General features: G+C 62.5%; 15 protein-coding genes and 2 rRNA genes (1 of these 17 running past the window's edge). 3 read left to right on the top strand and 14 right to left on the bottom strand.

From position 1 onward, the window contains the following. Positions 1-5: 5 nt before the first annotated feature. The 3 genes from HMPREF0326_RS05855 to HMPREF0326_RS05845 are packed head-to-tail and all read right to left on the bottom strand — an operon-like array spanning position 6 to position 2258. Complete coding sequence (locus tag HMPREF0326_RS05855) at positions 6-509, bottom strand: cob(I)yrinic acid a,c-diamide adenosyltransferase (RefSeq protein ID WP_008686349.1); 504 nt, start codon at positions 507-509, stop codon at positions 6-8. Next, positions 506-1519 carry an AmmeMemoRadiSam system radical SAM enzyme gene (amrS, locus tag HMPREF0326_RS05850; RefSeq protein WP_008686350.1) on the bottom strand — a complete coding sequence of 338 codons (1014 nt, stop codon included), beginning with the start codon at positions 1517-1519 and terminating at the stop codon, positions 506-508. The genes HMPREF0326_RS05855 and amrS overlap by 4 nt, the downstream gene beginning before the upstream one ends. A gap of 1 nt (position 1520) precedes the next feature. Beyond that, on the bottom strand, positions 1521-2258 hold the full coding sequence (locus HMPREF0326_RS05845) for a hypothetical protein (protein ID WP_020990300.1): 738 nt from the start codon (positions 2256-2258) through the stop codon (positions 1521-1523). 240 nt (positions 2259-2498) lie between these two features. Here HMPREF0326_RS05845 and purM point away from each other — a divergent pair, with 240 nt between their 5' ends. From purM to HMPREF0326_RS05830, 3 genes are all read left to right on the top strand, one after another. Beyond that, positions 2499-3551 carry a phosphoribosylformylglycinamidine cyclo-ligase gene (gene purM / locus HMPREF0326_RS05840; protein ID WP_009303414.1) on the top strand — a complete coding sequence of 351 codons (1053 nt, stop codon included), beginning with the start codon at positions 2499-2501 and terminating at the stop codon, positions 3549-3551. A 135-nt stretch (positions 3552-3686) separates the two neighbouring features. Further along, positions 3687-4142, top strand: a complete 456-nt coding sequence (locus tag HMPREF0326_RS05835) for a YccF domain-containing protein (protein ID WP_008686352.1) — start codon at positions 3687-3689, stop codon at positions 4140-4142. A gap of 503 nt (positions 4143-4645) precedes the next feature. Beyond that, entirely contained in the window at positions 4646-5407 is a 762-nt protein-coding gene (locus HMPREF0326_RS05830; protein ID WP_008686353.1) for a GntR family transcriptional regulator, read from the top strand. A 343-nt stretch (positions 5408-5750) separates the two neighbouring features. Here HMPREF0326_RS05830 and HMPREF0326_RS05825 read toward each other — a convergent pair whose 3' ends face one another. The 11 genes from HMPREF0326_RS05825 to HMPREF0326_RS05775 form a co-directional block, all read right to left on the bottom strand. After that, positions 5751-7637: a TRAP transporter permease gene (locus tag HMPREF0326_RS05825; protein ID WP_009303413.1), complete on the bottom strand. Its 1887-nt coding sequence runs from the start codon at positions 7635-7637 to the stop codon at positions 5751-5753. A gap of 74 nt (positions 7638-7711) precedes the next feature. Then, positions 7712-8713, bottom strand: a complete 1002-nt coding sequence (locus HMPREF0326_RS05820) for a TAXI family TRAP transporter solute-binding subunit (RefSeq protein ID WP_008686355.1) — start codon at positions 8711-8713, stop codon at positions 7712-7714. A gap of 69 nt (positions 8714-8782) precedes the next feature. Then, a complete protein-coding gene (locus tag HMPREF0326_RS05815) occupies positions 8783-9937 on the bottom strand; it encodes a mandelate racemase/muconate lactonizing enzyme family protein (protein WP_008686356.1) in 1155 nt (384 codons plus the stop codon). 457 nt (positions 9938-10394) lie between these two features. Continuing rightward, on the bottom strand, positions 10395-11105 hold the full coding sequence (locus tag HMPREF0326_RS15905; protein ID WP_008686357.1) for a DUF134 domain-containing protein: 711 nt from the start codon (positions 11103-11105) through the stop codon (positions 10395-10397). 131 nt (positions 11106-11236) lie between these two features. Further along, positions 11237-11608, bottom strand: coding sequence for a hypothetical protein (locus tag HMPREF0326_RS05805; protein WP_008686358.1), 372 nt, complete (start codon positions 11606-11608; stop codon positions 11237-11239). 10 nt (positions 11609-11618) lie between these two features. After that, complete coding sequence (locus HMPREF0326_RS05800; RefSeq protein ID WP_008686359.1) at positions 11619-11999, bottom strand: NifB/NifX family molybdenum-iron cluster-binding protein; 381 nt, start codon at positions 11997-11999, stop codon at positions 11619-11621. A 4-nt stretch (positions 12000-12003) separates the two neighbouring features. Then, positions 12004-12915, bottom strand: coding sequence for a 4Fe-4S binding protein (locus tag HMPREF0326_RS05795; RefSeq protein WP_008686360.1), 912 nt, complete (start codon positions 12913-12915; stop codon positions 12004-12006). Next, entirely contained in the window at positions 12908-13795 is an 888-nt protein-coding gene (locus HMPREF0326_RS05790; protein ID WP_008686361.1) for a nucleotide-binding protein, read from the bottom strand. The genes HMPREF0326_RS05795 and HMPREF0326_RS05790 overlap by 8 nt, the downstream gene beginning before the upstream one ends. A 1-nt stretch (position 13796) precedes the next feature. After that, complete coding sequence (locus HMPREF0326_RS05785) at positions 13797-14153, bottom strand: NifB/NifX family molybdenum-iron cluster-binding protein (protein WP_008686363.1); 357 nt, start codon at positions 14151-14153, stop codon at positions 13797-13799. A gap of 638 nt (positions 14154-14791) precedes the next feature. Continuing rightward, a 5S ribosomal RNA gene (rrf, locus tag HMPREF0326_RS05780) occupies positions 14792-14906 on the bottom strand. 45 nt (positions 14907-14951) lie between these two features. Beyond that, positions 14952-16808: ribosomal RNA gene (locus tag HMPREF0326_RS05775) — 23S ribosomal RNA — on the bottom strand; it runs 1075 nt beyond the window's last position.

Raw genomic sequence — 16808 nt, 5'->3', positions numbered from 1 at the left:
AAACCTCAGAATTCAATGCCGGGCGCGGCTTTGACGCCCGCCCGCCAGGGATGTTTGATTTCGCCCATCTCCGTGACCAGATCCGCCTCCCGCACGAGCCAGTCCGGCGCGTTGCGGCCGGAGAGCACCAGATGGCGGCCCGTGGCGCGGGTTTCGGCCATGAGCGCCTCCACTTCCTGCCGGGTCAGGATGCCCGCGTCCAGGGCGTAGAGGCATTCGTCCAGGATGAGCATATCGGCCTCCGGCACGCGTGCTCGCGCCCAGGCCAGCACGCGCAGAGCGGCGGCCCGATGGGCCGGGCGGTCCTCCTCACGACGCAGAAAGCCTTCGCCTCCGGCCAGAAAACGCGGGCCCAGCCATTGCGCCAGCATGCGCTGCTCCCCGGCCTGGCCGTCCCGCTTCATGAACTGGCCGAAGGCCACGGTCATGTTCTGCCCCAACGCGCGCACGGCCTGGCCCACGCAGGCGCTGGTCTTGCCCTTGCCGTTGCCGGTATAGACCAAAATCACCTCCAGACTCCGGGCAGAGCAGCCTTGCAGGAAGGGCATTGCCCCGGCGCGCCCAATTGCCGCGTCTGCCAGCCCCGGCGCTCAATGGCCGGCGCGCCGCAAGCCGGGCAAAAGGTAGTGCCGCCCAACGCGCTGGCCACATTGCCGATGTACACGAAATGCAGGCCCGCTTCCCGGCCGATGCGCCAGGCGTCCTCCAGCCGGGCCGGCGGCGTGGAGGGATGCCCGGCCATGTGATAGGCCCCGTGAAAGGCCGAGAGATGCCAGGGCGTGTCCGGGCCCAATTCGCCATGCACAAAGGCGGCCATATCCCGTAGTTCGGCTTCGCTGTCGTTACAACCCGGAATGACCAGGGTGGTCACTTCCAGCCACCAGCCCAGCGCCTTGATGGCCTTCAAATTGTCCAGGACGGGCTGAAGGCGGCCGCCGCAGTAGTCGCGGTAAAAATCGTCGCTGAAGGATTTCAGATCCACATTGACGGCATTGACCCGGCGGCGCAGGGGCAGCAGAAAGTCCTCGGCCATAAAGCCGTTGCTGACCAGAATGACCCGCATGCCCATGGCCTGGGCCAGCCCGGCGGTTTCATAGACCTGCTCGAAAAAGACCGTGGGCTCGTTGTAGGTAAAAGCCATGCTGCGCGCGCCGTGCTTTTCCGCCAGCCGCACCAAGGCGTCCGACGTAACGCGCTTGCCGGGCACCATGCCGTTGGCCGGTATGCGCGCTATCTGGTAATTCTGGCAGAACCGGCAACGGAAGTTGCAGCCCGCGCTGCCCACGGAAAAGGTTTTGCTGCCGGGCAGAAAATGGTAGAGGGGCTTTTTTTCCACCGGGTCCATCTGGGCGCTGGTGACCACATCCCCCACCAGGGAAACCATTTCCCCGCCCACGTTGGCCCGCACGCCGCACAGCCCCTTGCCGCCTTTCTTCAGGCGGCAGGCATGCGCGCACAAGCGGCATCGCACCTCCCCGCCGGTCCCGCCGGACAAGGGCTCCCAGAGCATGGCGCGCATCTCAACGCCCTCCGGTGCCGCGTCCCGGCAATACGGCTCCGCCCATGCCTCCGGTGCCACCCGTTCCCCCCAGTCCCGTGGACGGCGCGATATTGTTGCGCGGGGCCGGCAGATAACCCGGCGCGTGCGGCCAGGGCCGCGTATTGGACGGCGGCCGCCAGCCCGGCGGCATATGCCCCTGGGGCGGCGTCGTGCCCTGCCAGCCCGGTTGCTGCCAGGGCGGAACAGGCGAGGGCCGGGGGGGCGCGGGATGAGGCCACGGCCCCGGATGCGGGCCGGGATCGGGGCGCGGACGCGGCGGCGGGCCCGGAGGATACGGCGGATACGGCCCGGGTCCCGGCGGATAGGGCCGGTTCTCGCCGGGGTAGATCTGCGGGGCCACGATGACCGGCGTGTTCTGTTCCGGCTGGGGCTGGCGGGGCGCGATGACCGAGGTGATGATGTCCCCGGTTTCAGGATCCCGCCAGGTTCCGGCAAAACCGTTGTACCCCGCGCTGTCGTTGGTGGAATTGTACACGTCGCCGTTGTACACGGTGGGATTGTTGTATTCGTTGTGTACGGACGGATTTTGCGGCGCGGGCGTCTGCGCGGAAGCGGTCGCTCCCGCTTCAGCATTGCGGGGTGCGCTGTCCGTCCTCTCGGCGTTGCCCGCATCGGGCGACCCCATGGCATGGACCGACACGCCCGGCCAGAGGCAAAGCGCAAGCCAGAGAAGCAGAACTATATGATGATTACGCATAAAACTTTCCCGTTTTTGCCAACCGGTACTTGTAACACTTGAAATGCTCGTTTGCGGCGAGCAAAGGCCGCCGACTCGCATTTCGCGGCAAGGATTTGCAGACAAATCCTTACAGAACAGTTCACGCATGAAATGCGTCAACTGTTCTATACCAGCGGCGGGCGGCCCGGTCCATGAAAAAAGAGACTTGGGCTTCGGAGAAAAATTTGCTATTCAATGGAGATTAAAGGAGGCGACAGCATGTCCAGCGAGCGCGCAAAAGCCTATACTCAGGCCGGCGTCAACATTGAGGCGGGCAATGCCCTGGTCGGACGCATCAAGCATTTGGTGGCGAGCACCCAGATCAGGGGCGTCATTTCCGACATCGGCGGTTTCGGCGGCCTGTTCCGTCCGGACCTTAGCGGCATGAGCGAACCGGTGCTGGTCTCCTCCACCGACGGCGTGGGCACCAAGCTCAAGCTGGCCTTCACCTTCAACAAGCATGACAGCGTGGGCATCGACCTGGTGGCCATGAGCGTCAACGACATTCTGGTTCAGGGCGCGACTCCCTTGTTTTTCCTGGATTATTTCGCCACCGGCAAGCTGGATGTGGACACGGCGGAAACCGTGGTCAGCGGCGTGGCCGAAGGTTGCCGCCAGGCCGGTTGCGCCCTGCTGGGCGGCGAAACCGCCGAAATGCCGGACATGTACGCGCCCGGGGAATACGATCTGGCCGGTTTCTGCGTGGGCTTGGTGGACAACGCCAAACTCATTGACGGTTCGGGCATTCAGGTGGGCGACGTCATTGTGGGCGTGGCTTCCTCCGGCCTGCACTCCAACGGTTTTTCCCTGGCGCGCAAGGTTCTGGCCCGGAGCGGCCTCAAGGCGGACGACGCCTTTCCCGGCGCGGACGGCGCCAGCGTGCGCGACGTGCTGCTGACGCCCACCACCATTTATGTGGAGGCCGTGCGCTCCCTGTTGCGCGACATGAATGTCAAGGGCATGGCCCATATCACCGGCGGCGGTTTTTACGACAATATCCCGCGCGTGCTGCCCTCCCAGGTGGAAGCCCGGATCAATTTCGGCAGTTGGCAGCTGCCGCCCGTCTTCCACTGGCTCAAGAACGCGGGCGAACTCTCCTGGCCGGAGATCCTCCAGATATTCAACGGGGGCATCGGCTATGTCCTGATCTTGCCCGCCGAGCAGGCCGAGGAAGCCATCAACCGCATCCAGGCCTTCAATCTGCGGGCCTGGCGCATCGGCGAGATCGCTCGGCGCGCCCAGGACGGCGAACAGGTTGTGGTCAATTTTTAGAGCAGGTTACCTTTCAAAGCTGACCTGCTCCGTCGTCTGCGGAAGCGGACGACAGCGACGAGCGCCTTTAAAACTTTGAAAATGTCGATTTCCGAAGTGAACCCGCTCTGAAAAACGGGTCAGGAGAACACGGCCATGAGTTGCCTGGGCAATGTGATCTGGTTTTTACTGGGCGGCATCTGGATGGGCCTGACCTGGTGGTTTTTCGGAGTGCTCTGCTTTATCTCCATTGTGGGCATCCCCTGGGGACGGGCCTGTTTTGTGATCGGCGAATTCGCCTTCTTTCCTTTCGGGAAGATGCCGGTATCGCGCGACGTGCTCACCGGCCGGCCGGACATCGGCACCGGGCCCTTCGGCACAGTGGGCAATATTATCTGGCTGTTGCTGGCGGGCATCTGGATCGCCATGCAGCACCTCATCTGGGCCCTTTTCTGCGCCGTCACCATTATCGGCATCCCCTTTGCATGGCAGCACGTCAAACTGGCGGCCCTGGCCCTCTGCCCCATCGGCAAGACCATTGTGCCAGTGGCGGTGGCCGAGGCGGCGGAACGGGCGGCTGCCGACGAGCGGGTACGCTCCTCCCGATCCTAGAGCAGATTACCTTTGAGACACTTTGCGTTTCAAAGGGGGCATTCCGAAAAAAGCGCGGTTATCGCTGCTGTCGATCCCCGTATGGCTCCGTTGTCGCCAACGGGGACAGCCCTTCGGGCTGCCTTCGGTCGCTTTTCCGGAATCCGCGCCGCGTTGCTCTCAATGCCTGTACGCCCTTTGGGCTACAGCACGGCCCTGCGGGCCGCCCGTCGGGTCGGTCTTCGCGGCGCGCCTCACCGTGTGCGGCGTTAGAGCATTTCAACGTTGAAAGGTTACTTTGCTCCGGCTGCAAAGCGGCCTTTTTTCGGGCGGCGTTTTACTGAGGGATGAACCTGGAACCTGTTGTACTTGAGGTTTTCGCTGAACGCCCGGCCACGGAAATCTCGCGGGGGTTGCCCCGCGCCGCGCCCGGCGCGGCTTCAGAGCGTTTCAACCTTGAAATGCTCTTGTTTCCGTTCTCCCAGCGGCCGGGTGTGTGACAGCGGCCTCGGCAAAGGAACGTCATGATCGAACAGAACCGGCAGCCCTTTCCCGTTTTTTCCGAACCGCCGCAGTTCCGTCGCCCTGGTCCGCCCCTCTACGCCCAGTTGGCGGACGTGTTGCGCCAGCAGATCGAAAACGGCGTGCTGCCTCTGGGCGTAAAGCTGCCCAATCTCCTCCGAATGGCCGAGATTTTCGGCGTGGCACGGGTCACCGCGCGTCAGGCCGTGCAACTTCTGGTCATGGAGGGCCTGCTCACCGCCCGCCAGGGACGCGGCATCCATGTGGCGCGCCAATTGCCCGTCCGGCCCTATGAAAATATGCGTACTTCCTGGAAGGCCATGGTCAAGCGTATCGAAGGGGCCAGCGTGGAGCTGCTCGACGCGGCCGACGTGGGCGATTGTCCCTTGCTGGCGGCCTGGGAACTGCCGCCCGCGCCCGCCTATCATTATATGCGGCGCGTGCATATCAAGGACGGCGCGCGCTTCGCCTACATCGAACTTTATCTGGACAAGATCATTTACGACCAGGCTCCGGAACGCTTCAACGCCACCACGGTGATCCCGGTCATGGACGAACTCAGAATCAACGTCTCCAAGGCCCGGCAGGAACTGACCATCGGCGGCGCCTCTCCGGAGGTCGCGCAGCATCTGGGCATTGCCTGCGGCGCTCCCGTGGCCCTGGTGCGGCGCTATGCCTGCGACGACTCGGGCAAAGCCATTTACGCCGCCCTGGTGGTGCATCCCGGCGACAGGGTGCGCTTTGACATTGATCTGGTGCGTTGAACGCGAAGAACCCCACACGAAAGCCCCCCGCCGGTGCAGGTACCGGTGGGGGGCTTTCGTGTGGGGCCAGGATTATGAGGCATACCGGCGCTAGAGCATTTTTACTTTGAAATTGCTCTAACGCCGCACACGGTGCGGCGCGCCGCGAAGACCGACCCGACGGGCGGCCCGCAGGGCCGTGCTGTAGCCCAAAGGGCGTACAGGCATCGAGAGCAACGCGGCGTGGATTCTGGCGAAAACCACGTTTTTCGCCAGAATGCCAACTTTGAAATTTTACAAATTTCAAAGTTAATCTGCTCTAAGACAATGTAACATTTCGTTTTAGTAGTAGCGCCGGTATGCCTCAGGCCGTCCGTAGGGCGACGGAGGGCTGTCCTCTGACCTGCCGGAGCCATTGCGCGGCCAGCAGGGCCACAACGCCCAAGGTGACCAGCACGCAGGCCAGCGGAGCCAGATGCGCGCCCCAGATGGTCAGCCAGAAGCTGGCCAGCATAACCACGGCGGAGAGGGTGTAATCGCGCGGGGTAAAGGGCCGGGCCATGGCTCCGTACAGCAGGGCGTCCAGGCTGGTCAGTCCGGTCAGGATGCAGACCAGGGAACACGCTCCCCAGGCGACATTGCTGAAATCAAAGGAAAACAACGGATTGTAGATGATCAGGAAGGGCAGAATAAAGCCGCTCAGCGAAAGGCGGAAGCCGTGCACGCTGGTGAGGGCGTAATTGCCGCCCGAAATGCCCGTGGCCGCCAGGGAGGCCAGGCCCACCGGCGGCGTCACCGCCGCGATGATGGAGAAGTAAAAGCAGAACATATGGGCCCGCAGCAGGTCCACGCCCATGGGCGTCAGCGTGGGAATGATAATGATGGCGCACAGGGCGTAGGCTGCGGCGGGCGGCACGGCACAGCCCAGAATCAGGGCCACGACCATGGTGACCAGCAGGGCGATGAACAACTGCCCTCCGGCAAGAATATGGATGAGGCTCGCCAGCTTGCTGCCCAGGCCCGTGGAAATGAGCGTCTGGGCCACCATGCCGATGAGCGCCAGGGAGATGCCGATCTTGGCGCCGGTTACGGCCCCGCTGACCAGCGAGCGTACCAGCTCCCGACGACCGGGGCGGGTGTCCTTGATGGCGAAGCCCGTAACCAACGTGACCACACTGGCCCAGAAGGCCGTGTTGGACGGGCTGTAGCGCATGAGCAGCATGGCGAAGATCAGGCCGATGGGCAGTACGAAGACCGGCAGCCGCCGCCGGATCAGGGCCCAGTCCACGTCCATATGCACGGTTTGCAGATCCTTGCGTACCGACAGGAACTGCACGCCCACGGCCACGGCGAAATAAAAGAGCGCCGCGGGCAGAATGGCGGCCAGCATGACCACGGCGTAGGGCCGGCCGATGAAAGTCGCCATCATGAAGGCCGCGGCTCCCATGACCGGAGGCATGAGCTGGCTGCCCGTGGCCGAGCAGGCCAGAATGCCCCCGGCCTCGTCCACGGAATAGCCGGATTTGTTCATATACGGCAGCACAAAGGGGCCGGTGATCGCCACATTGGCCACGGGCGCGCCGGAAACCATGCCGATGAGCGAGTTGGAAAACACCCCGGTGAGTCCCGCCCCGCCGCGCAGCCTGCGCCCGAGAATCTTGCCCAGCTCCATGAGCAGGCCTTCCACCTTGAAGATGCCCAGCAGCGCGCCGAACACCACGAACATGAAGACCTGATCCGCGCTGATGGACATGAACAGCCCGTACAGGCCCGAAAGGCCCACGCTGAGCATGGAAACCACATAGTCAAAGCCGAAGGCCGGATGGTAGAGCGGCCCGCTGAGCAGGTGGCCGAAGAAAAAATAGGCCACAAAAATCACGGCCACCAGCAGCAGGGGCAGCCCCCAGCACAGCCACGTGCCCAGGGCCGTGGCCAGTATCAGACAGAGCCCGGCCAGCAGCGCCGCCCGGGTGGGGAAGCCCTGGGACATTTCCAGCTCTTCGATATTGCCGTACACATAGACGCAGCAGGCCAGGGCCGCCGCCAGGCAAAGATACAGGCCCACGGCCGCGAGACGGCTTTTGGCCTTGATGGCGTAGCTCATGAAGACCATCAGGAAGAGAAAGGCGAAGTGGATGGTCTGGTGTTCCCACTGGCTGAAGTAGAGGTATTGCGAGGCCACGGCATGGTAGACCACCATGGCGAGCCCTCCGACGGTCAGAACGGCCTTGGGCAGGGAGACGTTTTTCATGGAGGCACCTCCGGGCGGACGGATCGGACGAATCCGGGGCCGTGACGGCGGCCCCGGACAATACGGCGGAAGAATTACAGGATCCCGGCTTCCTTATAGGCGCGCAACGCGCCGGGGTGAATATTCTCCGGGCTGAAGCCCTTGACCAGTCCGGCGCGGCTCATGAGGCCGCCCAGGGCATGGTATTTGCCGAAAGCCTCAATGTTTTCGATCATGGCTTTCGCCAGGATGTAGGCGTATTCCTCGGAAAAATCGGGATGGGCGAAAAGGCCGTGCAGGTCCGCGCCGATCCAGAGGGGAGCTTCCAGGCCGTCCACGGCCTTGGCCGGAACCTGGATGGGGAAGAGCCGGATGTCCTTGGCGGCGGTTTTTTCCACCGCGTCTTTAGTCCAGTCCAGATGCGTGAGTTCCCGGCCGGAGGCCAGTACTTCCACGGTCTGGGGCGCGGGCGAAAACTTGCCGGACACCGGGTCCATGTAACCGCCGATGGTGGCCGCGTCCACCTGGCCGTTGACCAGGGCCGTGGCCGCTTCAGAGGTGCCCACGAACTGGATCTTCAGGCTCTTGTAAAAATCATCGTCATAGCCGTTGCGCAGCAGGGCGTCGGGTTCATACCCCCAAATGACCTGGGGAATGCGGCCCATGGCGATGCGCTTGCCCCGGAGGTCGGCCACGCTCTTGATGTCCTTGTCGCCGGTCACCAGCCAGGTGGCCGTATAGGTATAGATGCCGATGAGTTTGAGGGGCGTGCGCTTGGCCGGGAAGGGCTTTTTGCCCTGCTCCGCCAGCCAGTTGATGCCTTGCGAGGCCGTCACCACGGTATTCTGGCGCGCGGCGGCGTCGGCATTGAGTTTGTTGACGTTGTAAGCCTGGCCCGGCGTTTCCGCGTGGGCGATGCTGAGAGGATAATTGCCCTGGTTGACGATGCTCTCCAGAGCCGTGCCCAGCACGTAACTGCCGGTGCCGAAGGGCGTGCTGAGCAGATGGATGACCGTTTTTTCGGCCGCGCGGGCCGGAAGAGCGGCGCACAGCGCGCCGACCACAAGACACGTCAGGATAAGCGTCAGGCGTTTCATGGAGTCTCCTTTCCAAGCATGGAACAAATTAAAGCACGTAACACTTGAAATGCTCTGGTGGGGAAGGCGTCAGCGGCAGCGCGCATGAAAGGTCAGCAGTTTTTCCAGCGCGCCCATATCCGGGGCGACGCCCAGGCCGGGTGCATCACTCAACAGGAAGCGCCCATCCCTGAGGCGCGGAAAGGGAGCGGCCAACAGCTCGCGCAGGGGATTGGGGTTGCAGTCCACTTCCAGCAGGCCGTCGCCGCCCACGGCGGCCAGCAGGTGGGCTGAAGCCAGCAGGCCGATGCCGCCGCCGAGATAGTGCGGACAATAGTGCAGCCCGGCGGCCAGGGCCGCGCGCGCCACGCGCAGGCAGCCCGTGAGGCCGCCCCATTTGCAGACGTCGGGCTGGACGACGTGGACGGAGGCGGCGGCAATGGCCGCGTCAAAGGCCGCGTCGCTGCGGATGTTTTCTCCCGCCGCCAACGTGAATCGGCTGGCGGCGGCCAGAGCGGCCCACTCCGCCTCCGGGCGGTCGCAGGCCAGGGGCTCTTCCACCCAGAGCAAAGGATATCGGCACAGGCGCGGCAGGGCCTCCAAGGCCTGTTCCAGTGTCCAGGCCTGATTGACGTCCGCGGCCAGACGCTCGCCGGGCAGCAGGCTGTCCAGGGCCGCGCGGATGTTGGCCTCGTCCTGCTCGCGCCCGAAACCGATCTTGACCTTGAAGGCCCGGTAGCCCTCCTGTCGCGTGCGGGCCACGGTTTCGGCCACGCCGGGATGATTAATGCCGCTGGCATAGGCGGGCATGGCCGTCATGGCCGCGTCGCCGAGCAGCGCGTGCAGCGGAACCCCGGCGCGGCGGGCGGCCAGATCCCAGAGGGCGATATCCAGACAGGCCAGAGCCTGGTCCATGGGGCCGGGTTCGTCGGCCTGGAGCCGCAAAATACGCAGCTTGCGGGCCACCTCGCGCACAAGACCGCCGGGCTCGCGCCAGGATGCGCCCAAGGCCGAGGGCAGGACTGTTTCAGCCAGCAACCGGCCCCGGTGCTCGGCGCCGCAGGAGGGGAAATTGCACCAGGCTTCGCCCCAGCCGCACAGGCCGTCCTCATCCTCCACACGCAACAGCACGGCGGGCCTGTCGTGCATGACGCCGAAAGAGGTGCGCACCGGCGCGTCAATGGGCGCGCGGAAAACAAAAACCTCAGCGTGTCGCAGGGGTGCGGTGGCCGGGATCTCCCGCATGGGGCCTCCTTGACTTGATGTAAAAATTGATATCTAGGTACTAATCATAGTATCAATTTGCTGTCAACAATTTTTATATATAATTATAAATAATTAGTAAGCCATTATTTGATCAATATGGCCGCCCCGCTTCCGCCGCGCGGATCTGTACGCGGTCTGGGCCGGAACGCACGCTCATAACCTGTCCGCCTGTCCGCTTGGATCAGCGGGCACGCTGCTTGCGGAATTCTCCCGGCGGGTTGGAACCGCGCGCATGTCATTGAAAGGGCGACAAGCCCCGGCGGATCCCGGCCGGACGTGAACGGCCCGGTCTGCTTGCGCAGGCCGGGCCGTAAAAGGAGGGTTGGACAAAAAAACGGGCATCAGAGCATGCAGCACGTGAACTGCTCGTTTCCGGCGAGCAAGGCCCGCCTGCTCATGCGTGAACGGCGTTAGAGCATTTCAACGTGGAAATGTTCTAATGGTGATTGCAGCCGCCCTTGCACAACTGCTCCGTGCCGAAGGGTTGCAATTTGCCCGCGGCGAAGGCCTTCAGGGCATCGCCCACCGTGGCCTGCCCGGCATTGTGATAGACCGTGACGCCCGCGGCCTGCATGGCGCTGAGCGGGCGCATGCCCATGCCCCCGGCCAGCAGGGCGGTGACCCCCTGCTGCGCCAGTTCCTGCACGGGCTGGAGGCAATTGCCGTGCTCATGCCCGCTGTTGGGCAGCACGCGTACATCGCTGACGGCCCCGTTTTCCACGCGGGCCAGGGTATAGACGTCGCAGTGGCCGAAGTGGGCGCTGGGCGCGGCTTCCAGCCCGCCGGGCGCGTCTGAGGGAACGGCCACCAGAATGGATTGACTCATATCTAGAGCTCCTTGCGTTTCAGATGTATCCACCAGGGCGCAGACGCCGCCTTCAATGCGCAGGGCATGTCCCTCAATGAGGGCTTCGGCCACGCAACGGCGCGCCTTGCGCAGCAGCCTGCCGAAGGTATGCCTCGAAACGCCCATGCGGGCGGCGGCCTCGTCCATGTTCAGATCCTGATAATCGGCCAGGCGCAGGGCTTCCAGTCCGTCCACGGAAAGCCGGCATTCCGCCAGCTCGCTCATGGGCACGCCCCGTGGCTTGAAATAGGTCATCTTGGGCAAGGCGGCCACACGGCGGCAATGACAGGGTCTGGGCATGGGCTCCTCGTGCTGGTGGATGAAAATTAACATATACTAAAAAGCTGGTAAGAACGGCAGGGAGCTTGTCAAGACGCGACGGGCCGGGAGAAAGACTCCCGGCCCGCGATTCAGAGAGACTGAAAGGCCGCTCAGACTTCCGCCAGAAGGCGGAGCAGACGGCGGGCATCCTCCGCGCCGGGCGTCAGGGGCAGGCAGTCCAGGATGCCCAGGCCCTCCATGGCCTCGTGAAAAGCCTCGGGGTCCAGAGCGCTGGCAACGGCGGTATGCGTCCGGGCGTCGATCATCAGCAATTCCATCACGCTGCGCCGCACGTCCTCGTCCGGAGCCGGGTCCAGCAGGATCAGTCGCGGCGGGTCGGCCCGCAGACGCGCCTTGCAGGCCTCCAGATCCGCGACTTCACTCAGGCCGCAGCCTCCGGCCCGCAATTCCTCCGTGCAGGCCCGCCAGGCTTCGGGACGGCGGCTCACCAGCACAACATTTATATTCTCCGCGTTGGGCATGACGGACCGCCTAATGCCGGCCGCCGCCGCAGGTGTGTTCCATGGTGAAGGGCGCCAGCTTTCCTTCGCTGAAAGCCTGCACGGCCGCGCCCACGGTGGGATAATTGCCCGCGAAGTAAACCTGGATGCCCATCTGATTGAAGCCCATGAGCGGACGCATGCCCATGCCCCCGGCCAGCAGCGCGTTGACCCCATGCTCGGCCAGATACTGGACGGGCGCCAGGCAGCCGCCCTGCTGGTGCGCCAGGGATGGAAGGGTGGAATGCCCGGTCACCGCGCCGTCTTCCAGCTCCACGATGGTGTACAGGTCGCAATGACCGAAATGCATGCCCATGCCGGCATCCAGGCCGCCGGGCTGAACCGAGGGAACGGCCAGAATGGTCTTGCTCATGTCGCTATCCTCTGTGTACAGGGTTAAGGTTTTCACGCCGTACCGGCATTGCGTCGGCCAGAGCGCGCACGCGCTTCCAGATGGACGCCAGCACGGCGGCAAGGGGAGTATCTTCCTCAGTAAGCGCCCGCCGCCGGATCATGGCGCGGGTCGCCTGGGGATCAAAGGGGATTTCTCCGGCCAGGCTATGCCCCTGCTCGACGGCAAAGCGCCGGATGGCCTCGGCTTCGGCCGGATTGAGGTCGGCCTTGTTGATGACCACGGCCACGGGTATGCGGAAGTGTCGGCAGAGTGTCGTCACCCGCTCGAAATCATGCCGCCCGGAGGGCGTGGGTTCCACCACGGCCACGGCCAGGGACGCGCCCGCCAGCGAGCTGATCACCGGACAGCCCACGCCCGGCGAGCCGTCACAGAGAAGCAGCTCCCGACCCTGCGCGGCGGCCAGCTCGCGGGCCTGCTGCTTGAGCAGACTGACCAGGCGGCCGGAATTCTCCTGTCCGGGCTCCAGCTGGGCGTGCACAAAGGGGCCGAAGCGCGTTTCGCTGATCCGCCAGAGGCCGCAGCGCCGCTCGGGAAAGTCAATGGCCCGAGCCGGACAGAGTGCGCGACACACGCCGCAGCCCTCGCAATCCAGGGGGTCGATGACAAAATGTCCGTCCTCGTTGCGAACCGCCCCGAAGCGGCAGAGGTCCGCGCAACGGCCGCATTGGACGCAGAGATCCTGCACGATTTCCGCCGTATGGCCGGAAATGAAAACTTCCTCCCGCTCCACGCGCGGGTCCAGCACAATGTGCAGATCAGGCACATCCACATCCAGATCGCAGATGACCGCACTTTCGGCCAGATGCGCAAAGGCCGCGCAGACCGTGGTTTTACCCGTGCCGCCCTTGCCGCTGATGACTACAATCTCACGCATGGCGCACCTCCCCGGCCTGATGGCGCAGCGCCGTCCGCAAGAGGCGGAAGCGCTCCCGCCAGGCCTCGGAGTCCAGCACCGGCAAACGTCCGCGCGCATAGCTCTCGGCGGCGGCGCGCTCAAAAGGCAGCTCGGCCAGAAGAGGCAACTCCTGCTCCGCGCAGTAGGCGCGCAGCAGCGCGTCCCCGGCCAGGTTGTCCGGCATGCCCGCACGATTCATAATCACGCCCAGCGGCTTGCCCAGACGGCTGAACGCGGCGTGCGCCAGCCGGAAATCATGAAAGCCGAAGGGCGTGGGCTCGGCCACCAGCACGATCATGTCCGCCTGGCGTGCCACGGTCATGGCCGGGCAACTCACGCCCGGAGGCGCGTCCAGCAGCACATCGGCCCCGTCCTGCGCCAGCATGGCAGCCAAGGCATTCTCCAGCCCGCGCAACAGCGGCGGGGTCATGGCCTCGCCGATCCGGCTGCGGCCCATGAGAAAACGTGCCTTGCCGTCCAACGCCGTGCCAAACTGCAATACGCCCAGCTCACGCCGCCCGACGCTCAGCGCCTGGGCTTCGCACACGGCGAAACAGCCGCCGCAGCCGTGGCACATGTCCGGAAAAATCATGATGTTCGCGCCCAGACGCGCAATGGCCTTGTAGGCGCAGATTTCCCGGCACGCGCCGCAGTTGGTGCAGCGCTCCTTGTCCAGCACGGGTACTTCCAGATAGACGCTTTCCGGGGCAGACCGTTCGGGATGCAGAAAAAGATGCAGATTGGGCGCTTCCACATCCGCGTCCACGACCAGGCAGGGGCCGTCCCAAACCGATGCCAGAGAGGCCGTGACTGTGGTCTTTCCGGCCCCGCCTTTGCCGCTTGCCATGGCTATACGCATTTCAGGCCTGCTTGTTGGGGGCATCGGCGGCTGTAACGCCGCCTTCCAGATAACAGCGCACGGCTTCACGCACGCTGCGGCCGTCCAGATCCTGATAGACGGCGATATCCGCCGCCTGCAGGGCCGCAAAAGCCTTGGGCCCCACATAGCCGCTCAGCACGGCCCGTATCCCGGCCACGGCCAGGCGCTCGGCGGTTTCAATGCCCGCGCCCTGAGCCAGAATCTGCGAGGCTCCATTGTCCAGATATTCAGCGGCCATACTGTCCGTATCCACCAATACAAAACCAGCGGCTCGGCCGAAACGGGGGTCCACCATGGAATCCAGGCCCGGCCCTTCGCTGGAAACGGCAATTTTCATACTGAGACTCCTTTTCGCGGCATGGCATGAGCGCCACAGAATATTGCTCAAATGAGCATAATCCTACAGCCTGGAATGTCAAGCGGCGGGCAAAAGAAAATTGCCTGCTGTCCTGGCCGCTCGCCCCCAAGAGGCACAACTCTCTTGAAACCGGGAGCTATTGCAGCGGAGGAGGAGAAAAAGCCTCCAAAACCGGGCCGTTTGATCGATGTCGGAACCAGGCGAACGTCCTTGGGACAGTTTTAGAGCAATTTCATTTGAAATTGCTCTACCGCCGCACAAAGTGCGGCGCGCAGCGAAGACCGACCCGACGGGCGGCCCGTAGGGCCGTGCCTGTAGCCCAAAGGGCGTACAGGCATCGAGAGCAACGCGGCGTGGATTCTGGTGAAAACCAGGTTTTTCACCAGAATATCAACTTTAAAATTTTACAAATTTCAAAGTTAATCTGCTCTAGAAGCGGCTCCGAGGGTTTTCCAGCCTGGCCGGTTCAAGGTGATGTGATGAAGGGAGGGATGGATGAAGGAAGCGGTGGGATGGTTCGGGAATTCGCGGAGTTGGGGGGGCGCAGGCGCGGCAGCATAGGGGGACAAGAGAAGCCCCCCACGCGCTGAGAGCGGCGAGGGGGGCTTCCGAATAATTTTTGGCAGCGGCCTACTTTCCCACATGACGTTATGCAGTATCATCGGCGAGGAAGAGCTTAACTACCGAGTTCGGAATGGGATCGGGTGTACCCTCTTCTCTATGGCTGCCAAAAAATTTGTCAAAATATAATTGACAGGGAAGGAAGGAGTTTTTCAAGAGAACAAGCCTCACGGGCTATTAGTACTGGTCAGCTCCACGCCTCGCGGCGCTTCCACCCCCAGCCTATCAACGAGGTAGTCTACCTCGGCCCTTCAGGACTTGCGTCAGGGAGAACTTATCTTAAGGCAGGCTTCCCGCTTAGATGCTTTCAGCGGTTATCCCTTCCGCACATAGCTACCCTGCTATGCCGTTGGCACGACAACAGGTCCACCAGGGGTGCGTCCATCCCGGTCCTCTCGTACTAGGGACAGGCCCTTTCAATTCTCCAACGCCCACAGAAGATAGGGACCAAACTGTCTCACGACGTTTTAAACCCAGCTCGCGTACCACTTTAAACGGCGAACAGCCGTACCCTTGGGACCTGCTTCAGCCCCAGGATGTGATGAGCCGACATCGAGGTGCCAAACCGCATCGTCGATGTGAACTCTTGGATGCGATCAGCCTGTTATCCCCGGCGTACCTTTTATCCAATGAGCGATGGCCCTTCCATTCGGGACCACCGGATCACTAACACCTACTTTCGTACCTGCTCGAGATGTCTCTCTCGCAGTCAAGCTCCCTTATGCGTTTGCACTCGACGGCTGGTTTCCAATCAGCCTGAGGGAACCTTTGCATGCCTCCGTTACATTTTAGGAGGCGACCGCCCCAGTCAAACTACCCACCAGACACTGTTCCCTCGCCGGCTTACGGCTGAGGGTTAGGGACCTGAAAAAACAAGGGTGGTATTTCAACAATGGCTCCCTCCATACTAGCGTACAGAGTTCACAGCCTCCCACCTATCCTACACATGCAGGTTCAAATCCCAATGTCAAGCTATAGTAAAGGTGCACAGGGTCTTTCCGTCTTTCTGCGGGTACACGGCATTTTCACCGCGACTTCAATTTCACCGAGTCTCTGGCCGAGACAGTGTGGAGATCGTTACGCCATTCGTGCAGGTCGGAACTTACCCGACAAGGAATTTCGCTACCTTAGGACCGTTATAGTTACGGCCGCCGTTTACCGGGGCTTCAATTCGGAGCTTCGCTTGCGCTGACCCCTCCTTTTAACCTTCCGGCACCGGGCAGGCGTCAGTCCGTATACGTCGTCTTTACGACTTCGCACAGACCTATGTTTTTAGTAAACAGTCGCCACCACCATTTCTCTGCGGCTCCCTCAGGCTCAACAAGTGAATCGCTTCACCTAAAGGAGCACCCCTTCTTCCGAAGGTACGGGGTTATTTTGCCGAGTTCCTTGGCCAGAGTTCTCTCGAGCGCCTTGGATTATTCATCCCACCCACCTGAGTTGGTTTCCGGTACGGTTTGCGTGTTCTAAACTTAGAAGCTTTTCTTGGCAGCATAGACTCAGCGACTTCAGGGCTTACGCCCACGGACTCGCGTCTCAGCATAAAGGGAAACGGATTTGCCTGCTTCCCATGCCTACTCGCTTGCACCGGGTAATCCAACACCCGGATCGCCTATCTTCCTGCGTCCCTCCTTCGCGCGAACACACAAGTACGTGAATATTAACACGTTTCCCATCAGCTACGCCTTTCAGCCTTGCCTTAGGGGCCGACTAACCCTGGGAAGATTACCTTTACCCAGGAAACCTTGGGTTTACGGCGAACGGGTTTTTCACCCGTTTTATCGTTACTCATGTCAGCATAATCACTTCTCCACAGTCCAGCATGCTTTACAACACACCTTCAGCCCATGAAGAACGCTCCCCTACCAGACCGCATACGCGGAATTCAAAGCTTCGGTAATATGCTTAGCCCCGTTACATTTTCGGCGCAACGTCATTAGACCAGTGAGCTATTACGCTTTCTTTAAACGATGGCTGCTTCTAAGCCAACGTCCTGGGTGTCTCTACAACGTC

It is taken from the genome of Desulfovibrio sp. 3_1_syn3, from assembly GCF_000145315.2.
Taxonomy (GTDB): domain Bacteria; phylum Desulfobacterota; class Desulfovibrionia; order Desulfovibrionales; family Desulfovibrionaceae; genus Desulfovibrio; species Desulfovibrio fairfieldensis.
Note: the sequence above shows the minus strand (reverse complement) of the source record. Positions and strands in the feature narration are given on the sequence as shown.